The organism is Roseobacter sp. S87, from assembly GCF_055693285.1.
The window spans coordinates 2606594-2627677 of sequence record NZ_JBVFTR010000004.1; the positions used below are offsets into that span (position 1 = coordinate 2606594).

The 21084-nt window shown below is 60.8% G+C and carries 19 protein-coding genes and 2 pseudogenes; 9 read left to right on the forward strand and 12 right to left on the reverse strand.

Translation table 11 applies throughout. The annotated features are described in order from the left end of the window. The first annotated feature begins 89 nt into the window (after positions 1–89). From ttcA to ACZ1HA_RS13640, 9 genes and pseudogenes are all read left to right on the forward strand, one after another. The gene (gene ttcA / locus ACZ1HA_RS13600) at positions 90–914 is read left to right on the forward strand and encodes a tRNA 2-thiocytidine(32) synthetase TtcA (RefSeq protein WP_436399556.1); all 825 of its coding nucleotides are present in this window, start codon (positions 90–92) and stop codon (positions 912–914) included. 114 nt (positions 915–1028) lie between these two features. Next, on the forward strand, positions 1029–2579 hold the full coding sequence (locus ACZ1HA_RS13605; protein ID WP_472714274.1) for a putative bifunctional diguanylate cyclase/phosphodiesterase: 1551 nt from the start codon (positions 1029–1031) through the stop codon (positions 2577–2579). A gap of 121 nt (positions 2580–2700) precedes the next feature. Continuing rightward, positions 2701–4524, forward strand: coding sequence for a membrane protein insertase YidC (yidC, locus tag ACZ1HA_RS13610; protein WP_472714275.1), 1824 nt, complete (start codon positions 2701–2703; stop codon positions 4522–4524). Then, positions 4521–5258 (forward strand): MOSC domain-containing protein, encoded by a 738-nt coding sequence (locus tag ACZ1HA_RS13615; protein ID WP_472714276.1) that lies wholly within the window; start codon positions 4521–4523, stop codon positions 5256–5258. Before yidC ends, ACZ1HA_RS13615 begins: the two co-directional genes overlap by 4 nt. Then, on the forward strand, positions 5255–5905 hold the full coding sequence (gene yihA, locus ACZ1HA_RS13620; protein ID WP_472715330.1) for a ribosome biogenesis GTP-binding protein YihA/YsxC: 651 nt from the start codon (positions 5255–5257) through the stop codon (positions 5903–5905). Before ACZ1HA_RS13615 ends, yihA begins: the two co-directional genes overlap by 4 nt. Before the next feature lie 53 nt (positions 5906–5958). Continuing rightward, a pseudogene (gene argB / locus ACZ1HA_RS13625) lies at positions 5959–6821 on the forward strand (acetylglutamate kinase). Positions 6822–6878: 57 nt separating this feature from the next. Next, positions 6879–7673 carry a sterol desaturase family protein gene (locus ACZ1HA_RS13630; RefSeq protein WP_472714277.1) on the forward strand — a complete coding sequence of 265 codons (795 nt, stop codon included), beginning with the start codon at positions 6879–6881 and terminating at the stop codon, positions 7671–7673. 106 nt (positions 7674–7779) lie between these two features. Next, a complete protein-coding gene (locus ACZ1HA_RS13635; RefSeq protein ID WP_472714278.1) occupies positions 7780–8334 on the forward strand; it encodes a ferredoxin in 555 nt (184 codons plus the stop codon). Beyond that, a complete protein-coding gene (locus ACZ1HA_RS13640) occupies positions 8322–8813 on the forward strand; it encodes a SixA phosphatase family protein (RefSeq protein WP_472714279.1) in 492 nt (163 codons plus the stop codon). The genes ACZ1HA_RS13635 and ACZ1HA_RS13640 overlap by 13 nt, the downstream gene beginning before the upstream one ends. Positions 8814–8816: 3 nt before the next feature. Here ACZ1HA_RS13640 and ACZ1HA_RS13645 read toward each other — a convergent pair whose 3' ends face one another. The 12 genes and pseudogenes from ACZ1HA_RS13645 to ACZ1HA_RS13700 all read right to left on the reverse strand — a co-directional run bounded on the left by ACZ1HA_RS13645 (position 8817) and on the right by ACZ1HA_RS13700 (position 20998). Continuing rightward, on the reverse strand, positions 8817–9587 hold the full coding sequence (locus ACZ1HA_RS13645) for an amino acid ABC transporter ATP-binding protein (RefSeq protein ID WP_472714280.1): 771 nt from the start codon (positions 9585–9587) through the stop codon (positions 8817–8819). Between the two features lie 13 nt (positions 9588–9600). After that, on the reverse strand, positions 9601–11148 hold the full coding sequence (locus ACZ1HA_RS13650) for an amino acid ABC transporter permease (protein ID WP_472714281.1): 1548 nt from the start codon (positions 11146–11148) through the stop codon (positions 9601–9603). Position 11149: 1 nt separating this feature from the next. After that, complete coding sequence (locus tag ACZ1HA_RS13655; protein ID WP_472714282.1) at positions 11150–12421, reverse strand: amino acid ABC transporter permease; 1272 nt, start codon at positions 12419–12421, stop codon at positions 11150–11152. Between the two features lie 134 nt (positions 12422–12555). Further along, a complete protein-coding gene (locus ACZ1HA_RS13660) occupies positions 12556–13572 on the reverse strand; it encodes an amino acid ABC transporter substrate-binding protein (RefSeq protein WP_472714283.1) in 1017 nt (338 codons plus the stop codon). 197 nt (positions 13573–13769) lie between these two features. Beyond that, positions 13770–14480: an ATP12 family chaperone protein gene (locus ACZ1HA_RS13665; protein WP_472714284.1), complete on the reverse strand. Its 711-nt coding sequence runs from the start codon at positions 14478–14480 to the stop codon at positions 13770–13772. Beyond that, on the reverse strand, positions 14477–15160 hold the full coding sequence (locus ACZ1HA_RS13670) for an HAD-IA family hydrolase (protein WP_472714285.1): 684 nt from the start codon (positions 15158–15160) through the stop codon (positions 14477–14479). Before ACZ1HA_RS13670 ends, ACZ1HA_RS13665 begins: the two co-directional genes overlap by 4 nt. A 1-nt stretch (position 15161) precedes the next feature. Then, a pseudogene (locus ACZ1HA_RS13675) lies at positions 15162–16201 on the reverse strand (RluA family pseudouridine synthase). Continuing rightward, the gene (gene crcB / locus ACZ1HA_RS13680) at positions 16198–16581 is read right to left on the reverse strand and encodes a fluoride efflux transporter CrcB (protein WP_472714286.1); all 384 of its coding nucleotides are present in this window, start codon (positions 16579–16581) and stop codon (positions 16198–16200) included. The pseudogene ACZ1HA_RS13675 and the gene crcB overlap by 4 nt, the downstream one beginning before the upstream one ends. A gap of 31 nt (positions 16582–16612) precedes the next feature. Beyond that, positions 16613–17923, reverse strand: coding sequence for a replication-associated recombination protein A (locus tag ACZ1HA_RS13685; protein ID WP_472714287.1), 1311 nt, complete (start codon positions 17921–17923; stop codon positions 16613–16615). A 3-nt stretch (positions 17924–17926) separates the two neighbouring features. Continuing rightward, a complete protein-coding gene (locus ACZ1HA_RS13690) occupies positions 17927–19306 on the reverse strand; it encodes a trypsin-like peptidase domain-containing protein (protein ID WP_375230004.1) in 1380 nt (459 codons plus the stop codon). A gap of 127 nt (positions 19307–19433) precedes the next feature. Continuing rightward, positions 19434–19853: a 50S ribosomal protein L17 gene (gene rplQ, locus ACZ1HA_RS13695; protein WP_472714288.1), complete on the reverse strand. Its 420-nt coding sequence runs from the start codon at positions 19851–19853 to the stop codon at positions 19434–19436. A gap of 128 nt (positions 19854–19981) precedes the next feature. Then, the gene (locus ACZ1HA_RS13700; protein ID WP_375230002.1) at positions 19982–20998 is read right to left on the reverse strand and encodes a DNA-directed RNA polymerase subunit alpha; all 1017 of its coding nucleotides are present in this window, start codon (positions 20996–20998) and stop codon (positions 19982–19984) included. Positions 20999–21084 lie beyond the last annotated feature (86 nt).

A 21084-nucleotide genomic window follows, 5' to 3' on the forward strand; every position in this document is an offset into this window, starting at 1 on the left:
TTTATTCTGTCAGGGATACGCCTGAAACAGGCTTTTGGTTCACCGGCCACACCGGTATAGAGGAGCGGATATTCTCAGGACCCGATGCCATGCTCGACGCTCAGGACGAAATCCATCCGCTTTTCAGCGGTGCCCCGAAAACCACCGAGTTCCGGAAACTGCGCAAGCGCATTGTGCGGGCGGTGCGCGAAGCCACCGATGAATATGGCATGATCGAACCGGGCGCGCGCTGGCTGGTTTGTCTTTCCGGCGGCAAGGACAGCTACACACTGCTGGCGGCCCTCTATGAGCTGAAATGGCGCGGTCTGCTGCCTGTTGATCTGCTGGCCTGCAACCTCGATCAGGGGCAGCCCGGTTTCCCCGCGACCGTTCTGCCGGAATTTCTGGAAAAAATGGGGGTCCCGCACCGGATCGAATATCAGGACACCTATTCGGTTGTGATGGACAAAATCCCGCAGGGCCGGACATTCTGTGCGCTCTGTTCGCGTCTGCGGCGCGGCCATCTTTACCGTGTGGCGCGCGAGGAAGGATGCTCTGCCGTTGTGCTGGGCCATCACCGCGATGACATTCTCGAGACGTTCTTTATGAACCTTTTCCACGGCGGCCGGCTGGCGACCATGCCACCCAAACTGCTGAATGAAGAAGGGGATCTTTTTGTCTACCGGCCGCTGGCGCATGTCGCCGAGGCAGATTGCGAGAAATTCGCCCGTGCGATGGATTACCCGATCATCCCCTGCGACCTCTGCGGCAGCCAGGACGGGCTGCAGCGCCAGCAGGTCAAGGGCATTCTGGATGAATGGGAACGCAACAGTCCCGGTCGTCGCCAGGTGATGTTCCGGGCGCTGACCAACGCGCGGCCGTCCCATCTTCTTGATCCCAAACTTTTCGATTTTCAGGGCCTTACCCGCCGGTAGTTTGGATTTTAGCCTTTTTGAGCAGGGAAATCCGGACGCCATTAACCAGAACGTCACAGGGAAACACGTAATCAGAGTGGAAGCATTAGACGCACTGCTCTGAGAGGACACCCGATGGCGGGAAACCTGGTTCGCACCCTGCAGAAATCGCGCGAAAGGGCCACGGGCATTCTGCTCAGTCCTGTCGCGCTGGCGTGCCTTCCTGCTCTTTGCCTTGCGACCTACTGGCTTGCCGGTGAAACCGGGCTGATGGCCGTCGCTCTTCTGGTTCCGGTTCTGTACCTCGCAATCGGTGGGGCAGATGCCCGGCGTTTCGGGGCTCTTCTCGCTGGTGCAGCGCCAAAGGGCCTTATGCCCCGGGACGCCTTTCGTGAGGTGGTCGGCTACACCTTCACCAGGGCCGGAGAGACCGGCCTGAAGTCAGCAGTCTATATGTTCGAGATCGACGAGCATGAGATGCTCGAGAAAACCTACGGTCACGCCGCTGCAGAAGAAGTATCCTCCGTAATCGGTGACCGCATTATTGCGGTGCTGCGGGAAAAGGACGTGGTCACCCTGACCGGTTCTTACCGGTATGCGGCCTGCCTCGCCGCTGTGCACAATCTGGATCTGGAAAACTGTATTCAGCTGGCGGGCCGCCTGCAGCAGGCGATTGAGGAACCGGTTTCCGTGGATGGCACCGCTATTTATGTCACCGCCACCATCGGTTTCTGCCAGCACGCCCGCGTCGCCGGCAAGGATACCCTGGCCTGGATGGAAGGTGCCGATCTTGCGCTGGAGGAAGCGCGACAAAACGGACCGGGGTCCATCCGTGCCTTTTCCGCAGACATGCGCCGCAAATCAGACAGCCGCAGCGAACTGCGTGAGGAAGTCATCAAAGCGCTGGAGGAAGACCAGATCAGGCCCTGGTTCCAGCCTCAGATTTCAACCGACACTGGTCGGGTGACCGGTTTCGAGGCACTGGCCAGGTGGCATCATCCGAAACGCGGAATGATCCCACCTGGTGAGTTTCTGCCCGCCATCGAACAGGCAGGCCAGTTGGAACGGCTCGCGGAGGTCATGCTGCACCATGCTTTCCGGGCGCTCAAATCCTGGGATGACCAGGGGGTTCAGGTGCCGCAGATCGGCGTAAACTTCGCGGGGCCGGAACTGAACAACCCAAATCTCGTGCAGAAAGTCCGCTGGGAGCTGGACCGCTTTGAGCTTGCACCGGAACGGCTCGCGGTCGAAGTCCTGGAGACTGTGGTTGCGAGTTCGCCTGATGACATGGTTTCCCGGAATATCAATGGTCTGAGCGATCTGGGGTGCCGTATTGATCTTGACGATTTCGGGACAGGCCATGCATCGATTGCGTCGATCCGGCGGTTTTCTGTCAGCCGGATCAAAATTGACCGGTCGTTTGTCATGAAGTCCGACCGCGACCCGGACCAGCAGCGCATGATCAGCGCCATACTGACGATGGCCGAGCGCCTTGGTGTTGAAACGCTGGCGGAAGGTGTCGAAAGCACGGGTGAGCACGCGCTGCTTGCTCAGCTCGGCTGCGACCACGTGCAGGGTTTTGGTATCGGGAAGCCAATGCCCTTTGACCAGACGGTCGCCTGGATCGAAGCCCACAACGCAAAACTCCAGGATCCGCCGCGCATAATGGGTGACCGGTCAGGCTGACCGCCTCTCCCGCGATGCCATCACAGCCGCAGCCCCCTGTGCGGCACCGAATCCACTTGACCTTTGCCCCGACACTCTGTTGAACCCTCGCTGATATCAAACAGATCAGGTGGCAGTCCCGATGGACGATCAGAACAAGAATCTCATTCTGGCAACAGCGCTCAGTTTCCTCGTGATCCTCGTTTGGTTTGTCCTGTTCCCGCCGCCCGAACCCGAAATCCCGGCAGAAGTCACCGCGTCCAGCGATCTGATACCGGAAAGCCCTGTTGCATCCGCACCGACCGCTGCCGCCCCGGCCGGTGAGACCGCGACCGCCACGACTGCTGACACCGGCGCCGATGCTGTCAGCGATGCCCCCCGCGTACCGGTGTCCACCAACCGCATTGAAGGCTCGATTTCGCTGCTGGGTGGTCGCATCGACGATCTATCGCTCCGGGATTACCGCGTCTCTCTCGACGATGATGCAGAAATCGTCAAAATGCTCTCCCCGGTCGGCACCGAAAACGCCTATTACGCGCTTTACGGATGGGCAGCAGGCGCAGGCCTCAATCCGACCTCCGTTCCCGGACCCAACACGCTCTGGGAACTCGCCGAAGGCGATACCCTGAGCGCGGATGCGCCGGTCACACTGACCTGGGACAACGGAGCAGGTCTGACCTTTCAGCGCCAGATCGCGGTTGATGACGACTACCTGTTTACGATCACCCAGTCGGTCACCAACACCGGCGATGCAACTGTCAGCATGGCACCCTACGGCATCCTTGCACGGCACGGCGAACCCACTGATCTGATGAATTTTTTCATCCTGCACGAGGGTGTTGTCGCCATGGCGGATGGTGAGCTGACCGAGACGGACTGGTCAGATATGCCTGACTTCGCCTTCTCCGAGCGGGAAGGTGCCCGGGCGGAAACCACGCAGGTCGCCGAAAACGGCTGGATCGGGTTCACCGATCACTACTGGATGTCCACTCTGATCCCTGCCCCCGGCAGCGCGTTCAAATCAGTGGCCAAATACGATGACCGCCGCGACATCTATCAGGCCGAAGTCGTGTTGCCGACGCAGACACTGGCCCCCGGCGCGACTGTTTCCGCGCAGAGCAGTCTGTTTGCCGGTGCCAAGGAATGGGAAGCCATCCGCACCTACCAGAGTGCCGGCGTGGACCGCTTTATCGACAGCATTGACTGGGGCTGGTTCTTCTTCCTGACCAAACCGATTTTCTGGCTGCTGCACGAACTGAACCTTCTGATCGGCAACATGGGCTGGGCCATCATCGGCCTGACTCTGATCATCAAGGCGATCCTCTTCCCGCTGGCCTACAAGTCCTACGTCTCCATGGCGAAGATGAAAGAACTGCAGCCGCAGATGGAGAAGCTGAAGGAAGAGGCCGGCGAAGACCGGCAGAAAATGCAGCAGGGCATGATGGAGCTCTACAAGCGTGAAAAGGTGAACCCGGCCGCGGGCTGCCTGCCGATCCTTCTGCAGATCCCGATCTTCTTCTCGCTCTACAAAGTGATTTTTGTGACGATCGAACTGCGTCACGCACCCTTCTTTGGCCCGTTCCAGGATCTCAGCGCGCCTGACCCGACGTCGATCATGAACTTCTTCGGCCTCTTCCCCTTTGCAGGTCCCGAGCCAGGATCGCTGATGGCGCTGGTCTTTATCGGCATCCTGCCGCTGCTGCTGGGTATCTCCATGTGGCTGCAGCAGAAACTGAACCCGGCGCCCACCGATCCGACGCAGCAGATGATCTTTGCCTGGATGCCCTGGGTCTTCATGTTCATGCTGGGTGGTTTTGCCAGCGGCCTGGTTGTGTACTGGATTGCGAACAACACAATCACGTTCACACAGCAGTACATCATCATGCGCAGTCAGGGATACACGCCGGACGTCTTTGGGAACATCAAAGGCAGTTTCAAAAGGAAACCCGGTCCGGACAGCGAATGAGCCGTATCACTGAAATCCTGCGCTATCCGCTCAAAGCCCATGGCCGCGAGCGCATCGCGGAGGTAACCCTCGAAGCCGGCAATGCCATGCCCTGGGACAGGGTGTGGGCGGTGACGCACGAGGCGACGCGTCATGCTGAAGGGTGGCTCAGATGCTCCAATTTCACACGGGCCGCCAAAGCGCCGCAGATCATGGCGATCACGGCGGAGCTGTCTGAAGACACCGGTACCCTGACACTGCGCCATCCTCAGCGGCCGGATCTGACGTTCCGGCCGGATCACGACACGGAAGCGTTTCTGGAGTGGGTCAGACCTCTGGTGCCGGCTGACAGAGCTGCCTCCAACGGCATTCTGCGTCTTGACGGTCGTGGATACACAGACAGCGATTTCCCTTCCGTTTCGCTGAGCAGCCTTGCGTCGCATGCCGCCGTCGAACAGCAGTTGGGGCAATCTCTGTCCCACCACCGCTGGCGGAGCAACTTCTGGCTGGAAGACCTGTCTGCCTGGAAGGAATTCAACCTGGTCGGCAAACGCGTTTCACTGGGTGGTGCCGTGCTGGAGGTTCGCGAACGCATCACGAGATGCCGTGCCACCACTGCCAATCCCGACACAGGACAGCGGGATGCCGATACGCTGGGGGCGCTGGACCAGTTTGGCCATCAGGAATTTGGCGTCTGTGCCTATGTCCTGCAGGGTGGCCTGGTGCGGACAAGCGACCGGCTGGAGGTGCTCTGATGCTGCCCTTTCCCATCGCAGAGGCACCCGACACTGCCACAGAGGAAAAGGGCCGCCTGCTTTTTGCAGGTGAGACCGAATTCGTAAAAGGCGTTGTTGCCATGTCGGGCCTGCCCCCCGCAGGACCGATGGAGGTGTGTTTTGCCGGTCGTTCAAACGTTGGCAAATCTTCTCTGATCAACGCGCTGACCGGCCGCAAGGGCCTTGCCCGGGCATCAAACACGCCCGGCCGGACACAGGAAATCAACTATTTCACGGCGGGCGACGACCACTACCTGGTGGACCTGCCGGGATATGGCTATGCCAATGCGCCCGTTGCCGTCGTTGAGAAATGGCAGCGCCTGCTGCGCCAGTATCTCTCAGGCCGCCAGACCCTGCGCCGCGCCTTTGTTCTTATCGATTCACGCCACGGCGTGAAAAAAGTCGACGAGGAAATCCTGTCACTGCTCGACAGCGCCGCCGTGACGTTCCAGGTGGTGATGACCAAAGCAGACAAGGTCAAGGAAGCCGAACGGGCAAAAGTGCTGGACCAGGTCCGCAGCGCGCTCAGCAAACATCCCGCGGCCTTTCCGGAACTCATCGTGACCTCCAGCGAAAAAGGCTGGGGCATTCCGTCATTGCGCGCCATAATCGCGACACTGGAATAGCCCCTTGCAGTGCAGGCAGGGTGCACCCATAACCATCGGACCACGGCGCTGATATGAAGACCCAGGATATGAACCGCGACTGGATTGCCACCGCAAGCACGCTGAACAAGGCCCTGCCCTTTCTGCAGCGCTATACCAATGCAACTGTTGTCATCAAGCTCGGCGGTCACGCCATGGGCAGTGACGAAGCGATGGATGAGTTCGCGCGCGATGTGGTGCTGATGCGGCAGGTGGGTGTGAACCCTGTGGTCGTGCATGGCGGCGGACCGATGATCAACGCGATGCTCGACCGGCTGCAGATACAGTCAGAATTCGTGGGCGGCAAACGGGTGACCGATGCGGCGACCATGGAGGTCGTGGAAATGGTGCTCAGCGGTGTCGTGAACAAGCGCATTGTTCAGGCCATCAACCGTCAGGGGGGCGCGCTGTGGGCCTGTCCGGCAAGGATGGCGGCATGATCACCTGTGCGCAGACGGATGCAGCACTTGGCTTTGTCGGCACACCCGAAGAGGTCAATCCGCGGCTGCTGCGCGACCTGACGGACAAAGAGTACATTCCCGTGATCGCCCCGCTCGGATCAGGGCGGGATGGCGAAACGTTCAATATCAATGGTGACACCGCCGCCGGTGCGGTGGCTGCCGCGCTCCGGGCGGACCGGCTGCTGCTGCTGACCGACGTGGCCGGGGTGAAGAACGCGGAAGGCGAGGTTGTTACAGAGCTGAGCGCGGGCCAGATCCGTGATCTGACCCGTGACGGCGTCATTGCAGGTGGCATGATCCCGAAAACCGAAACCGCGCTGCAGGCGATCGAAGGCGGCGTGCGCGCTGCTGTTATCCTAGACGGGCGTGCCCCCAACGCCTGCCTGCTGGAACTCTTCACCGAGCATGGTGCCGGATCGATTATCCGCGCGGACTAACGCAGATGTGTCAGCCTGTCGCTTGTGCGCAGACACCTTCGGGTTAAGTTCAGGGTCATGGAAAACGAAGCTCTCATCCGCCTGGGCGTATTCTTAGGTCTGTTTGCAGTTCTGGCGCTGCTGGAAAAACTGGCCCCCCGCAGGGTGCGCAGCCAGCCGCGGTCGCGGCGCTGGGTCACAAACTGGGGCGTAACGATCGTCAATACGCTGACGCTCCGCGCCATGGCCTTTGCCCTGCCCCTGCTGGCCGTTGGTGCCGCCATAGACGCGGAGGCTCAGGGATGGGGCCTCTTTAATGCGCTGACCCTACCGCTGTGGCTGGAGGTGATCGTCTGTGTGCTCATGCTCGATTTCGCGATCTGGCTTCAGCACCTGATCACGCACAAGGTGCCGCTTCTGTGGCGTCTGCACCGGGTGCACCATGCGGATGTGGATATGGATGTGACCACAGCCATCCGGTTTCACCCGGTCGAGATCGCGCTGTCCATGCTGCTCAAGATCGGCCTTGTTTACCTGCTTGGTCCGGCGGCGATTGCCGTTGTGCTGTTTGAGATCATCCTGAACGGGACAGCCATGTTCAACCACTCAAACCTGCGGTTGCCGCTTTGGCTGGATTCTGTTGTGCGGCGTGTTCTGGTGACGCCTGATATGCACCGGGTGCACCATTCCGTTCACCGCCACGAGCACGACAGCAACTACGGGTTTTCACTGTCCATCTGGGACCGGATGTTCGGCACCTATATCGCGCAGCCCGAGGCCGGGCATGACGACATGCAGGTCGGCCTCGAATGGCAGGACGACCGCCCCGCACGGTTCGGGTGGTCCATGGCCCTGCCCTTTTCGCGCAAGTGACCTGGGACCAGCTGGAGCAGAGCGCGCAGGCGCGCCACCTGACCCTGCTGGGGGATTTCACCCGGAACCGGATGACGGAGCACCGGCAGGCTGCCAGACGCTGCTGTTGCTGGGGCCATCGGCGCCGGGCTTCTGGCCCGCATATCAGCAGTCACCCGAAGCACAGGACGGCCAGCCGGACCCGATGGACCGCTGGTCTGAACGCGTGATCGGCGGCTGGGCGCGCGACCTGGACGCCACCGCTCTGTTTCCGTTCGGCGGACCACCCTGGCTGCCCTTTTTCAGCTGGGCACAGCGTACAGGCCGCATTCACGCCTCGCCGATCATGCTGCTTGTGCACGACACCGCAGGGCTGTTCGTCTCGTTCCGGGGTGCGCTGGCACTCCGGGAACATATCGAACTGCCAGAGCCGCCGCCCTCCCCCTGTGCCACCTGCGCGGACAAGCCCTGCACCAGCACCTGCCCGGTCAGCGCGTTCGACGGCACCGGTTACAATGTGGATGCCTGCAAGTCCTGGCTGCACAGCACATCCGGTGCGGACTGTATGACATCCGGATGCCGCGCCCGCCGCGCCTGTCCGGTGTCACAGAGCCACCCCCGGCAGCCGGAACAATCCGCCTATCACATGCAGGTATTCAGAGGTCCGGCATGCGCAGACTGATCCTGATGCGCCATGCCAAATCTGACTGGTCTGCGGGATACCCGGATCATGAGAGGCCGCTGAACAAACGCGGGCGCATGTCTGCAGATGCCACGGGACACTGGCTCAGAGAGACAGGCTACCTGCCGGACCAGGTGCTGTGTTCCACCGCAGAGCGGACCAGAGAGACGCTTCAAAGACTCCGCCTCGGAACAGACACCGGAGTGACCTTTCACCGCGATCTTTACCTTGCTGAGGCGGCCCAGATGCTCAAAGTGCTGCAACAGGCCCATGGCCGCTGTGTTCTGATCTTGGGACATAATCATGGGATCGCGGATATGGCGCACAACCTGGTCAGCGCGCGCCCTGTGCATGACCGGTTCGACGATTATCCCACGGCGGCCACGCTGGTCTGCGATTTCGACGGTGACAGCTGGAAAAAAACCGGCTGGCACGAAGGCCAGCCGGTTGCATTTGTCGTCCCGCGGGAACTGACCTGAAGATCAGTGGCCGAGGATCTGGCTCAGGAAGAGCTGTGTCCGTGGGCTCTGCGGGTTGTTGAAGAACGCCTCAGGCTCGTTCTGCTCCACGATCTGACCCGCATCCATAAAGATCACACGGTTCGCCACCTGGCGTGCAAAACCCATCTCGTGCGTCACGCAGAGCATGGTCATGCCCTCTTCGGCCAGTTCGATCATAGTGTCGAGCACCTCTTTGATCATCTCCGGGTCAAGTGCCGAGGTCGGCTCGTCAAAGAGCATGATCCGCGGACGCATGCAGAGCGAACGGGCAATCGCCACACGCTGCTGCTGACCACCCGAAAGCTGGCCCGGGTATTTGTTCGCCTGATCCGGGATCTTCACTTTTTCAAGGAAATGCATCGCGGTTTCTTCGGCTTCCTTCTTGGGCGTTTTGCGTACCCAGATCGGTGCCAGCGTGCAGTTCTCAAGGATCGTCAGATGCGGAAAGAGGTTGAAGTGCTGAAAGCACATGCCGACCTCTGAGCGGATCTTGTCGATGTTCTTGAGGTCGGACGACAGCAGCGTGCCGTCCACCTCAATTGAGCCCTGCTGGTGCTCTTCGAGCGCGTTGATGCAGCGGATCAGCGTGGATTTACCCGAGCCCGAGGGGCCACAGATAACGATCCGCTCGCCCCGGTTCACCGTCAGATCAATGTCGCGCAGCACGTGGAACGCGCCGTACCACTTGTTCATCTTGGAGATGGTGATCGCAATCTCGTCAGAGACCTGCATTTGTATTGCTTGTTCAGCCATTGTTCAGGCCTCCTTACTTGTGGTCTGTCGCCAGCTGACGTTCCAGCCACTGAGAATATTGAGAGATTGAGTAGCACACGACGAAGAAGACCAGCGCCGCAAAGAGGTAGACCTCCCAGTAGATGCTGATCCAGTCTGTCGACTGCTGAATCGGGCCGCGGATCATCCCCACGATGTCGAACATCGAGATGACCGATACCAGCGTGGTGTCCTTGAACAGACCCACCGCGACGTTCACGATCCCCGGAATGGAGATCTTCAGCGCCTGCGGCAGAATGATCAGACGGATGGCCTGCGTGTAGTTAAGGCCAAGGCTGTCAGCCGCTTCGTACTGGCCCTTGGGCAGAGCAGCGAGGCCGCCCCGGATCACCTCGGCGATATAGGCCGCCGAGAACATCGTGATCATGATGATCACCCGCAGGATCAGGTCAAAGTTGGATTGTGGCGGCATGAAATACGCCAGCATCACGTTGGCCACGAAAAGCAGCGTGATCAGCGGAACGCCCCGCACAAACTCGATGAAGACGACGCAGACACCTTTGATCAGCGGCATGTTCGACTGACGGCCCAGCGCCAGCACAATGCCCAGCGGGATCGACAGTGACACACAGACGGTCCCGAGGATCAGACAGAGCATATAGCCGCCCATGTCCCGCGATGGCACGGCCTGCAGCTCGATCGGGATAATCGAGTTCAGTGCACCGGAGACCGGTGTCAGCAGGAAGGCCAGCATCACGTAGATTGCAAAGAGCGCGGTTACCACGGTCACCAGTCCGCCGTCTTCGGCATCGTTGTAGATCGCGTAACCGATAAAGATGCCCATCGGGATGAAGAAGACGAACATGAAGATCGACGCGGCCTTGAACAGCAGACCCGCGACGGTGCCGAGGGCACCACCGGCGCCTACCTGATTCGAGATGAACCACAGTTCGGTCGCCCCCTGGAAGAGCAGGTAGGCAAGACCCGCACCCGCCGCCAGACCGACAATCCCCGCAAGGATCGTCCGCATGCCCACATCAAGGCCTTCGACAACACGGAAAACATATCCGGTGGCGATGATTGCCGCGAGTATGGTCAGCGGCACCCAGAGCGATCCACCCCAGACCAGCCAGAAGGCAATGAAAGGGTAGAGCGCTGTGAACAGCAGGAATTTGCGCGGGACATACTGCGCGAACAATGCCGGTGCGGCTGCAAAGAGCAGCAGGATGAACGCCAGTGTCGGACGCCAGTAGCCCTCTGGCGGGTATTTAAACCCAAACAGCAGGTGGTCCCAGCGGTCCACGAGCACCGCAAAACAGGCCCCCGTGGTCTTGCCCGCCGCTGTCAGGATATCGCGGCACTCCTTGATGGAGCCGGCGTCCCAGACGCCGTTCCAGAACCAGGGAAAGGCAAACACGGCAAAACGTGCGATGAAGTAGATGGCAATGACGGTCAGCAGTGTATTGAACCATCCCGCGAACAGGTTCTCGCGCATCCATTTGACCAGACCTGCCTCTGAGGCGGGTGGCGGGGATGGCGGGATTTCCTGGGTGCGCACAAATGCGATTTCAGTATCAGACATCTCAGCGCTCCTGCAGTTTCATTTTGTTGTTGAACACGTTCATCACGGCGGAAATCAGCAGCGAAATCGTGAGATAGAACAGCATCAGCAGCAGGATGGTCTCGATCGCGCGACCGGTCTGCAACAGTGTGATCCCGCCCAGCGTACCGGTTACATCCATGTAGCCCACCGCAATCGCCAGCGACGAGTTTTTCGTGATGTTGAGATACTGCGAGATGAGCGGTGGGATGATAACCCGCAGCGCCTGCGGCAGCACCACCAGCGACATGATCAGGTTCGGGCGCAGGCCAAGCGCGCCGGCGGCCTCTGTCTGGCCTTTGGAAACAGCCATGATACCCGCCCGCACGTTCTCTGCGATAAAGGCGCCGGTATAGATGGCCAGTGCAAACCAAAGCGCAATCAGCGAACCACGGATCTGCATCCCGCCCTGGAAATTGAAACCTTTGAGCGCCGGAACATCCCAGGTCAGGCCGAGGAACGCCAGCACGATACCAACCGGAACCACCCAGATGCCGAGCAGCATGTGCCAGGTCGCAGGCCGGACGCCGGTCTCTTCCTGCGTGCGTGTGGCCCAGGAACTGACAGCGCGGGCAACAAAGAAGGACAGGACGAGAGCGCCGATCACCAGCAGCCAGTCCAGCCCGGTGCTGGTGACCGGTACGTCAGCGGTAGCGCCGAAACTGTTGGTGAACTGCGGCGCGGGTCCATAGATGCCCCGGTTCGTAAACGCCATCGTATCAAAGAATGCCATTGACGCAGACGGGGTGTCACCTCGGAACTCCCGTGGCCCCGGCAGCGCGTTGATCATGATCGAGAAGATGATCAGGATCCAGATGAGTACCGGCACGTTGCGGAAGATCTCAACGTAAAAGCTCATCACTTTGGACACGAGCCAGTTGTTGGACAGCCGCAGAACCCCGGCCACAACGCCGATGACCGTCGCGGTCATACAGGCCAGAAATGCCACAATCAGCGTGTTGAGGAGACCGACAACGGCAGCCCGGCCGTGCGACGACTGTGAGTCGTATTCGATGGGCCGCTGGTTGATGTCGTAGCCCGCGGGCTCTCCCAGGAATGTGTATGAAATGTTCAGACCGGCTTCGGCCAGGTTCCGCACAAGGTTGCCGCCCACAAAGGCCATAAAGGCGATGATGGCGACGAGCGCAATGAACTGGAATGTAAGCGATCTGTAGCGAGTGTCGTTCAACAGCATAGACAGCCGGAACGACTCATTCGGTGTGCTTGCCACCGGTGCGTCGGCTAGTGTCGTCATTTATGACGTTCCCCGTCGTTGGATACTGGACTTTTTTTGAGCACTCTTAGCGGTGCAGGACCAGGTGTTGCAGGCTTTTCGCCTGGCTGAAAAAGAAAGAGCGCAGAATTTCTGCGCTCTTTCCAGGGTTTTGCTTAACGGAAGGGCGGCGAGTAGATCAGGCCACCATCGGTCCACTGAGCGTTCAGGCCGCGGGCCAGACCGATCGGTGTGGATTCACCGATGTTCTTCTCGAAGACTTCACCGTAGTTACCGGCAACGCCGATGGCGCGCTTGGCCCACTCTTTGTCGAGGCCGAGCATGGCGCCGAGGTCACCTTCGGAGCCCAGAAGGCGGTTGACTTCGGGGTTGTCGGAACCGCTGCTGAGTTCTGCCAGGTTCACGGATGTGACGCCCAGTTCTTCAGCTGTTACCAGCGCGTTCAGGGTCCAGCGGACAATGTCCGCCCATTCGTTGTCGCCGTGGCGGACAAGCGGACCCAGAGGCTCTTTGGATACGATTTCCGGCAGGATCACGTGCGCCGACGGATCTTCGAAGTTTGCACGCTGTGCCGCCAGAGCGGAGGCGTCAGTTGTGTAAACGTCGCATGCACCGGCATTGTACTGCTGTACCGCTTCCGCACCTGTTTCGATCGGCACCGGCTCATAGCTGATGTTGTTCGCGCGGAAGAAGTCCGCGAGGTTCAGCTCGGTTGTTGTACCTGTCTGGATGCAGACTGTCGCGCCGTCGAGCTCTTTTGCGGATGTGACACCCAGCTCTTTCGGGACCATGAAGCCCTGACCGTCGTAGTAGTTCACACCGGTGAATTCGAACTTCAGGTCAACGTCACGGGAGAATGTCCACGTGGTGTTACGTGCCAGCATGTCGATTTCGCCGGACGCCAGCGCTGTGAAGCGTGTTTTACCGGTTGTCGGAACGAATTCGACGGCTGCCGGGTCGCTCAGCACGGCGGCGGCGACTGCGCGGCATACTGCAACGTCAAAGCCCTGCCAGACACCGTTCGCATCGGGCTCAGCAAAGCCGGGAACGCCGGTTGTCACACCGCAGTTCAGCTTGCCGCGCGCTTTGACGTCATCCAGTGTACCGGCGGCTGCCGCACCTGCGGCAAGGCCGGCGACTGTCAGTGCGCCGAGAAATACTGATTTTTTCATTTTTACCTCTTCCTGATTTTCCACCCCTCACCCGGGGCGGTTTCGACCGGCCTTCAGGCCGGTGGCGATAATGAAGGCTCTCCCCTCCAAGTGGGCATCATTCTGGTCCCATTCACCGGAAAACGTCAAGGGTGACGTGCCTGAAAAACGGTCTCTTTCTGCGTTGCGCGCCTGATTTGCAGGCACAGGACCCCGGCTCAGGGCTGAACGAGGTCAAACACCTGTTTCGCATGAAGAAAATCGGCGCGTTTGATCGCTGCAACGGCCTCTGCCTCTTCGTCCCTGCCCCATTCTTCGGCCTGCCAGTTCTCGTCGAGCCGGGAAATCTCCCAGATCTCTTCAGCCGGACGTTGTCCGAGAGCAGCACCGAAACCCAGAATCAACGAACCCGAAAGGCTGACGAGATCATGGAAAGCGGCCAGTTCAAAGGATGTAAGCCCGTACACCCTGGCGCCAAGCCGTTCCAGCGCCGCGGGATCCTGTGGCGCGTGCATCACGCCCGTACGCGGGGCCAGCCGGGCGCCGAGCGTGTCTTCGGCCCAGTCGAGCCAGGGATCCCATTCTGCCGATTGCTGTGCGACCAGGCTTTCCGGACTGTCTGCGCGGTAGCACAGCAGATCACTGTCGCCATATCCCGCCAGCATCTGCGCCACTTCGGCGTGCTGAGCCGCGACCTTGTCCACGGCCGCATTTGCCGTGCGGGTAAAGGGCATTGTCCGGGGGTCAATGGCCTCTTCCTGAGCATTCCACTCGTCGGCGATGGCCTGCGCCATAGCGGCGGTTGGCACTGTAAGCGCCTGTTTTGCTGGTGTTTTAACAGGGCGGGTGTCCAGCAGAATACTGAACCCACCGTCCTGTTCCGCAACATCCGCCGAGGTCCAGAACCGTTTGGCTTTCCATTCACTCACCGCCTGCTCTCCCACATTTCGGCAACAGCGCCCGGCAGCGCTGCGAAGTCATCCAGCACCCGATGCGCGGCCACCAGCCGGTCAACCGGGTGATACCCCCAGCTGACGCCAAGCGCGCCGACACCTGCCGCCTGCGCCATTTCCATATCAAAGCTGGTGTCGCCGACCATAACCGTAGCATCCGCCCCGGTTCCGGCATCCGCCATGGCCTGCAGCACCATTGAGGGATGCGGTTTGGACGGGTGAAAATCAGCAACCTGCCGGGTCACAAAGAACCGCTCCAGCCCGTGGGCTTCGATCAGTTTGTCGAGGCCACGCTTCGATTTTCCTGTTGCAACGCCCAGCAGGATGTCCGGCGATCTGTGCAGGTTTTCCAACACCTCAAGCGCTCCGGGATAGAGCGGTGAGGACTGCGCGGCTCCGACGCGCGCCCGGATGGCCACGTAGGCGTCCTTGTAGGCCTCCACCATGCCGGCAAGGGTTCCGGAATCTGCATCCGGTGCCAGCCGTTCCATCGCCCTGTCGAGCGACAGCCCCACAATGCCGAGGATCTCTGCACGGGCAGGCACCGGCCGGCCCGTCGTTTCAAACGCTGCCGACATTGCCGACAGGATATCCGCCTGGCTGTCGACGAGCGTCCCATCGACGTCAAAGATGACCAGTTTCAGTCCGCCGGACATGTCACAGCGCCTCAAACGGGTCTTCGGCCGCCAGGTCCTCTGTCCAGCCGAACGTGTCCCAGCTGCGGGCCATATGATCGGGCATAGGCGCCGTAACGGTGATCACATCCCGGGTGACCGGGTGCTCAAAGCGCATCATCCTGGCGTGCAGGTGCAGTTTCTTAGAGATCACACCGCCGAGCTGCGCGCCCCATCCATCGCCCATGTTTTCCTGGCCCGAGCCGCCGTATTTGCCGTCACCGGCAATCGGGTGGCCGATCTCTGCCATATGTGCGCGCAGCTGATGCGTGCGTCCCGTGACCGGCTCCATCGCCACCCAGGCCGCGCGCGAGCCAACCCGGTAGAGCGTCGCGTAAAGCGTATGCGCCCGCTTAGCGCCCGGCGTGTCGTCCATGTCGCGCGGATGCACAGCGATCATCTTTTCGCCTTCGCCGCCACGCCCGCGGCCCGGGGCCTTGACCAGACCATACCGGATTTCGCCCAGATACGGCGTCGGCACCCCAGCGACGAGTGCCCAGTAGATTTTGCGCGTCTCCTTGTGCCGCATGGCGGCGGTCAGGCCCTTTGCGGCCATGCGGTTGCGCGCCAGCAGCAAAACGCCCGAGGTGTCCTTGTCCAGCCGGTGCACGAGGCGTGGTTTGTCCTCCAGCCCGAATTTCAGCGCCTCAGAGAGGCCGTCCACGTGCCGTGTCTGGCCCGACCCGCCCTGTGTCGGCAGACCGCTGGGTTTGTTGATCGCGATCACGTCGTCATCTTTGTAGATCACGCAGGACCGGATCAGTTTTGCATCAGCCTCGCTGACTTTCGTGCGCGGGGCCGGCGGCGGCGCGTCCTTGTCCGGCAGGGGGGAATCCGGACCTGCTGGCCAGCTTCCAGCCGTGTCGAGCCTTTGACACGGCCGCCGTCCACCCGGATTTCGCCTTTGCGGCACATTTTCTCGATGCGGCCCTGACTGATCTGCGGAAACTGCTGGCGGAACCAGCGGTCGAGACGCTGGTCCGCATCATCGGGGGCAACTGTACGTGTCTGGACCCTGCTCACAGCATCACCCCCCGCATCACCGCAAGCCCGGCCATCAGACCCGCGACCGACAGGCCGACAGACAACAGCACATAGAGGGCCGCGGGCCCGAATGCACCCCGTTCCATCAGTGTCACCGTTTCCAGGGAAAAGGCCGAGAAGGTCGTGAACCCGCCCAGCAACCCGGTCATGACAAAGGGGCTCAGATGCGTCAGCCCCTTGTGCGCGGCCAGCACGACAAAGGCGCCCATAAGAAAGGAGCCCAGCACATTCGCGCCGATGATCGCCACGGGAAACTCCCCCGGACCACCGGTCAGACGGTAGACGGAGACACCCCACAAAAAGCGCAGTGCAGCGCCCAGCGCACCGCCAAGAGCAACAAGAGACAGAGTTTTTATCATCCGCGGTCTGTCACGCGTCCGCCCGGAAATGTCAAGTTTCGCGCTTTGCACGCAGCCGTGCAAAGTAGTCGAGCCGTTTTTTCAGATCCCGTTCGAAACCACGCTCCACGGGCTGGTAGAGCGATGGCCGCTCCATCCCGTCGGGGAAGTAGTTCTGGCCGGAAAATCCGTCCTCGGCATCGTGATCATAGGCGTATCCCTCCCCATAGCCCTGATCCTTCATCAGCGAGGTCGGCGCATTCAGGATGTGTTTCGGCGGTGGCTCTGAGCCTGTGCGTTTCGCAGCCGCGCGTGCGCCTTTGTAAGCGACATAGGCGGCGTTGGATTTAGGGGCCAGTGCGAGATAGGCCAGCGCCTGGGCCAGTGCGAGCTCCCCCTCGGGGCTGCCCAGACGCTCGTAGGTTTCCCAGCTCTGCAGACAGACCGCCTGGGCCTGCGGATCGGCAAGGCCGATGTCCTCGACCGCCATCCGGGTGATCCGGCGCGCAAGGTATCGCGGGTCCTCGCCACCCTCCAGCATCCGTGCAAACCAGTAGAGTGCTGCATCCGGGTCGGACCCGCGCACCGATTTATGCAGTGCGGAGATGAGGTTGTAATGCGCGTCCCCGCCTTTGTCGTACTGGGCTGCCCGTTTCATCAGGCGCGCCGCCAGGGCATCTGTGTCCAGCGGCGCGTCGGTTTTCCAGGCCGCCACCTGTTCCACGAGGTTCAGCAATGCGCGTCCGTCACCGTCTGCCATCTCCAGCAGGCCGGCGCGGGCTCCCGCATCGAGCGGCAGCCCGCGCCCCAGCGTGCCTTCGGCCCGCTGCAGGAGCGCCTCAAGATCTGCCGTATCCAGCCGTTCCAGCACCATGACCTGCGCGCGGCTGAGCACAGCTGCGTTCAGTTCAAACGACGGGTTCTCTGTTGTTGCCCCCACGAGCAGGATTGTGCCGTCCTCCATGTGCGGCAGAAAGCCGTCCTGCTGCGCCTTGTTGAAGCGGTGGATTTCATCCACGAACAGCAGGGTGCCCTGCCCGTTGTCCCGACGGATTCTGGCCGCCTCAAAGACCTTGCGCAGGTCGGGCACACCGGTGAAAATCGCGCTGATCTGGACAAATTGCAGATCCGTTTCATGCGCCAGCAGCCGCGCAATTGTGGTTTTGCCCACTCCCGGCGGCCCCCAGAAGATCAGTGAGGACAACGCGCCTGATGCCAGCATCACGGTCAGAGGTCCCTCGGGTCCGAGAACCTGCCGCTGCCCGATCACTTCCGCGAGGGTTTGCGGCCGCAGGCGGTCGGCCAGTGGACGGTGCGCCGATGGTTCAGGGGCCGCGGGATCAGAGGAAAAGAGGTCCGCCACAGCTCAGACCCGGAACTGCAGAACGATGCGGCGTGCGCCACGCAGAACGACAAGTTCATAGCGTCGCGCCCGTTCGGCAAGCAGCGCACGCACATCATCCGGGTGCGACACCACCACATTATTCAGACCCATGATCACATCGCCCCGCGCCAGCCCCACGCGGCGGCCAAGCCTGCCCGTTTCCGCGACCAGCACGCCTTCGGCCTCAAGCGGGAGATTGTACTCGGCGATCACCGCGGGATTAACACGCTCGAGCACCAGCCCCTCCAGCACATCCCGTGCCCGCAGGGTTGTCCGGTCGCGGGCAGGTGTGTCAGGCGCTTCGATCATCTTCACGGAGGCGTCCCGCGCGGTACCATCACGCAGCCGGGTCACGCGCGCCTCACCACCAAGGCCGGTCACGCTCATCCGGTAGATCATCTCGGACGGCGTGTTCACCGGCTGACCATCCACCGCCACGATAACGTCCCCCACAGCGATATCCGCATCCGCAAACGGACTTGCGGGATGCATCCCGGACACGATGATGCCGCCGGGCCGGTCAAAGCCAAAGGCTTCGGCCATCTCCGCATCCACCATCTGCCCGCTGAGGCCCGCCCAGGGGCGCGCAAAGCTTTCCCGCCCCTCCTCAGCCTGAGCAACAAAGGCCGCCACAAGATCTGAAGGGATCGCAAATCCAATGCCATTGGACCCACCCGACCGGGTAAGGATCGAGGTGTTGATACCGATCAGCTGGCCCGACACATCGATAAGCGCACCGCCGGAATTACCTGGATTGATCGGCGCATCGGTCTGAATGAAATACCCCCGCCCACTGCCCGTCGCAGCACCGGACCGCGCCAGACCGGAAACGATACCGCTGCTGACAGTCTGGCCAACACCAAACGGGTTGCCAATGGCCAGAACCAGTTCACCGACTTCGACCGTGTCGGATGGGCGCAACGGCAGGAACGGCAGGTCTTCAGCATCCCGAAGCCGGAGAATAGCCAGATCGCTCTGCGCATCCCCCAGCAGAACGTCCGCCGTAAACTCGCGACGGTCTGCCAGAACGACCCTGATGTCGGTGGCATTGCCCACAACATGATAGTTGGACACAACGATACCATCCGCACTCAGAATAACCCCGGAACCCAGCGAATTCTGCACCCGCGGCCGCTCCCGCAGACTGTCCCGGAAGAAACGCTCAAAGAACGGATCACCGTCAAACGGACTGCTGCGCCCCGGGCGGATAATCCTGGCATAGATGTTCACAACTGCGGGCGTCGCCTGTTTCACCAGCGGCACAAAACTCAGCTGCATCTGAGCGGCAGACTGTGGCACCTGTTGGGTCAGAGCCGCGCTGCCCCAGAAAGCCACCAGCAGTAGTGTCAGAAAAAAACGCATGCCCGCTCCACCAGCCCAAAGAGCGCAACGCGCACCCTTCTCCGGCTTTAAATATCCCCGCCGGAGGCATAAAAAAAGCCCTTGTCCGGTGACGGACAAGGGCCACTCCGGCAAAGAAGCGCCGGGTTTATTCTTCTGCAGCTTCCTCAGCCGCCAGACGGGCCTTGTCGCCGGCGCCTTTTGCATCGCGGTCACGGTCAACAAATTCGATGATCGCCATCGGTGCCATGTCGCCATACCGGAAGCCGGCTTTCAGGACGCGGACGTAACCGCCCTGACGGTCCTTGTAGCGGGGGCCCAGCACGTCAAAGAGCTTGGCAACATACTGGTCCTGCTTCAGCTTTGCGGCCGCCTGACGACGCGCGTGAAGGTCACCGCGTTTCGCCAGCGTGATCATCTTTTCGATGATCGGGCGCAGTTCTTTTGCCTTGGGCAGAGTTGTTTTGATCTGTTCATGCTCAATGAGCGAGCCCGCCATGTTGGCCCAGAGCGCCTTGCGGTGCTCATGTGTGCGGTTCAGGCGGCGGTATCCACGTGCGTGACGCATTGTTTATCTCCTATGTGCCCCTCAGGGGCTGTTTTGCTTTGTCTGACCGGGTGATGCGTGTCACCCGGCTCTCCTTGGGGCAGATGCCCTGATTTCCCCGCACCACGCGGGCATTCGGGTGAGGATTCTCAGAAAGAATCCTCAAATTTTTTGGCCAGATCCTCGATGTTGTCAGGCGGCCAGTCTTCGACATCCATGCCGAGGTGCAGACCCATGCCGGACAGCACTTCCTTGATCTCGTTGAGCGACTTGCGGCCGAAGTTCGGCGTGCGCAGCATCTCTGCTTCGGTTTTCTGGATGAGATCCCCGATATAGACGATGTTGTCGTTCTTGAGACAGTTTGCCGACCGTACAGACAGCTCCAGCTCGTCGACTTTCTTGAGCAGCAGCGGGTTGAACTCCAGACCATCGTCCTCATCGGCGCGCGACGCAGATTCCGGCTCGTCAAAGTTCACAAAGATGCCCAGCTGGTCCTGCAGAATGCGTGCGGCGAAAGCCACTGCGTCATCCGGCGTGATCGACCCGTCGGTTTCGACCTTCATTGTCAGCTTGTCGTAATCCAGTACCTGACCTTCGCGGGTCGGCTGTACGTCGTAGCTGACTTTCTTGACCGGCGAATAGATCGCGTCGATCGGGATCAGACCGATGGGCGCATCTTCGGGCTTGTTCTTCTCGGCAGAAACGTAGCCTTTGCCCTGATTGACGGTCAGTTCCATATAGAGGTCCGCGCCATCGTCCAGGTGGCAGATCACGTGATCGCGGTTCAGCACTTCGATGCCGGCGCTTTCAGAGATGTCACCCGCAGTCACAACGCCCGGGCCTTTTGCAGATACGGACAGACGCTTGGGGCCTTCGACCTCCATGCGCAGGCTCACACCCTTCAGGTTCAGGATGATGTCGGTTACGTCCTCACGCACACCGGCAACGCTGGAAAACTCATGCAGAACATTGTCGATCTGTACGGAAGTGATCGCTGCACCCTGCAGCGAGCTCATCAGCACGCGGCGCAGCGCGTTGCCCATTGTCAGACCAAAACCACGCTCCAGCGGCTCTGCCATAACGGTGGCCTGGCGTGCGGGATCGTTGCCCGGTTTCACGTCAAGCTGTTGCGGCTTGATCAGTTCAGCCCAGTTCTTGTGGATCATGCGTCCCTCCATTCCTGTCAGCGCCCCCATGTCCCAGGGCTGCGACTCTCGAGGTTTCAAAAAAGCGGATTGGGGCCGCGCAGAAT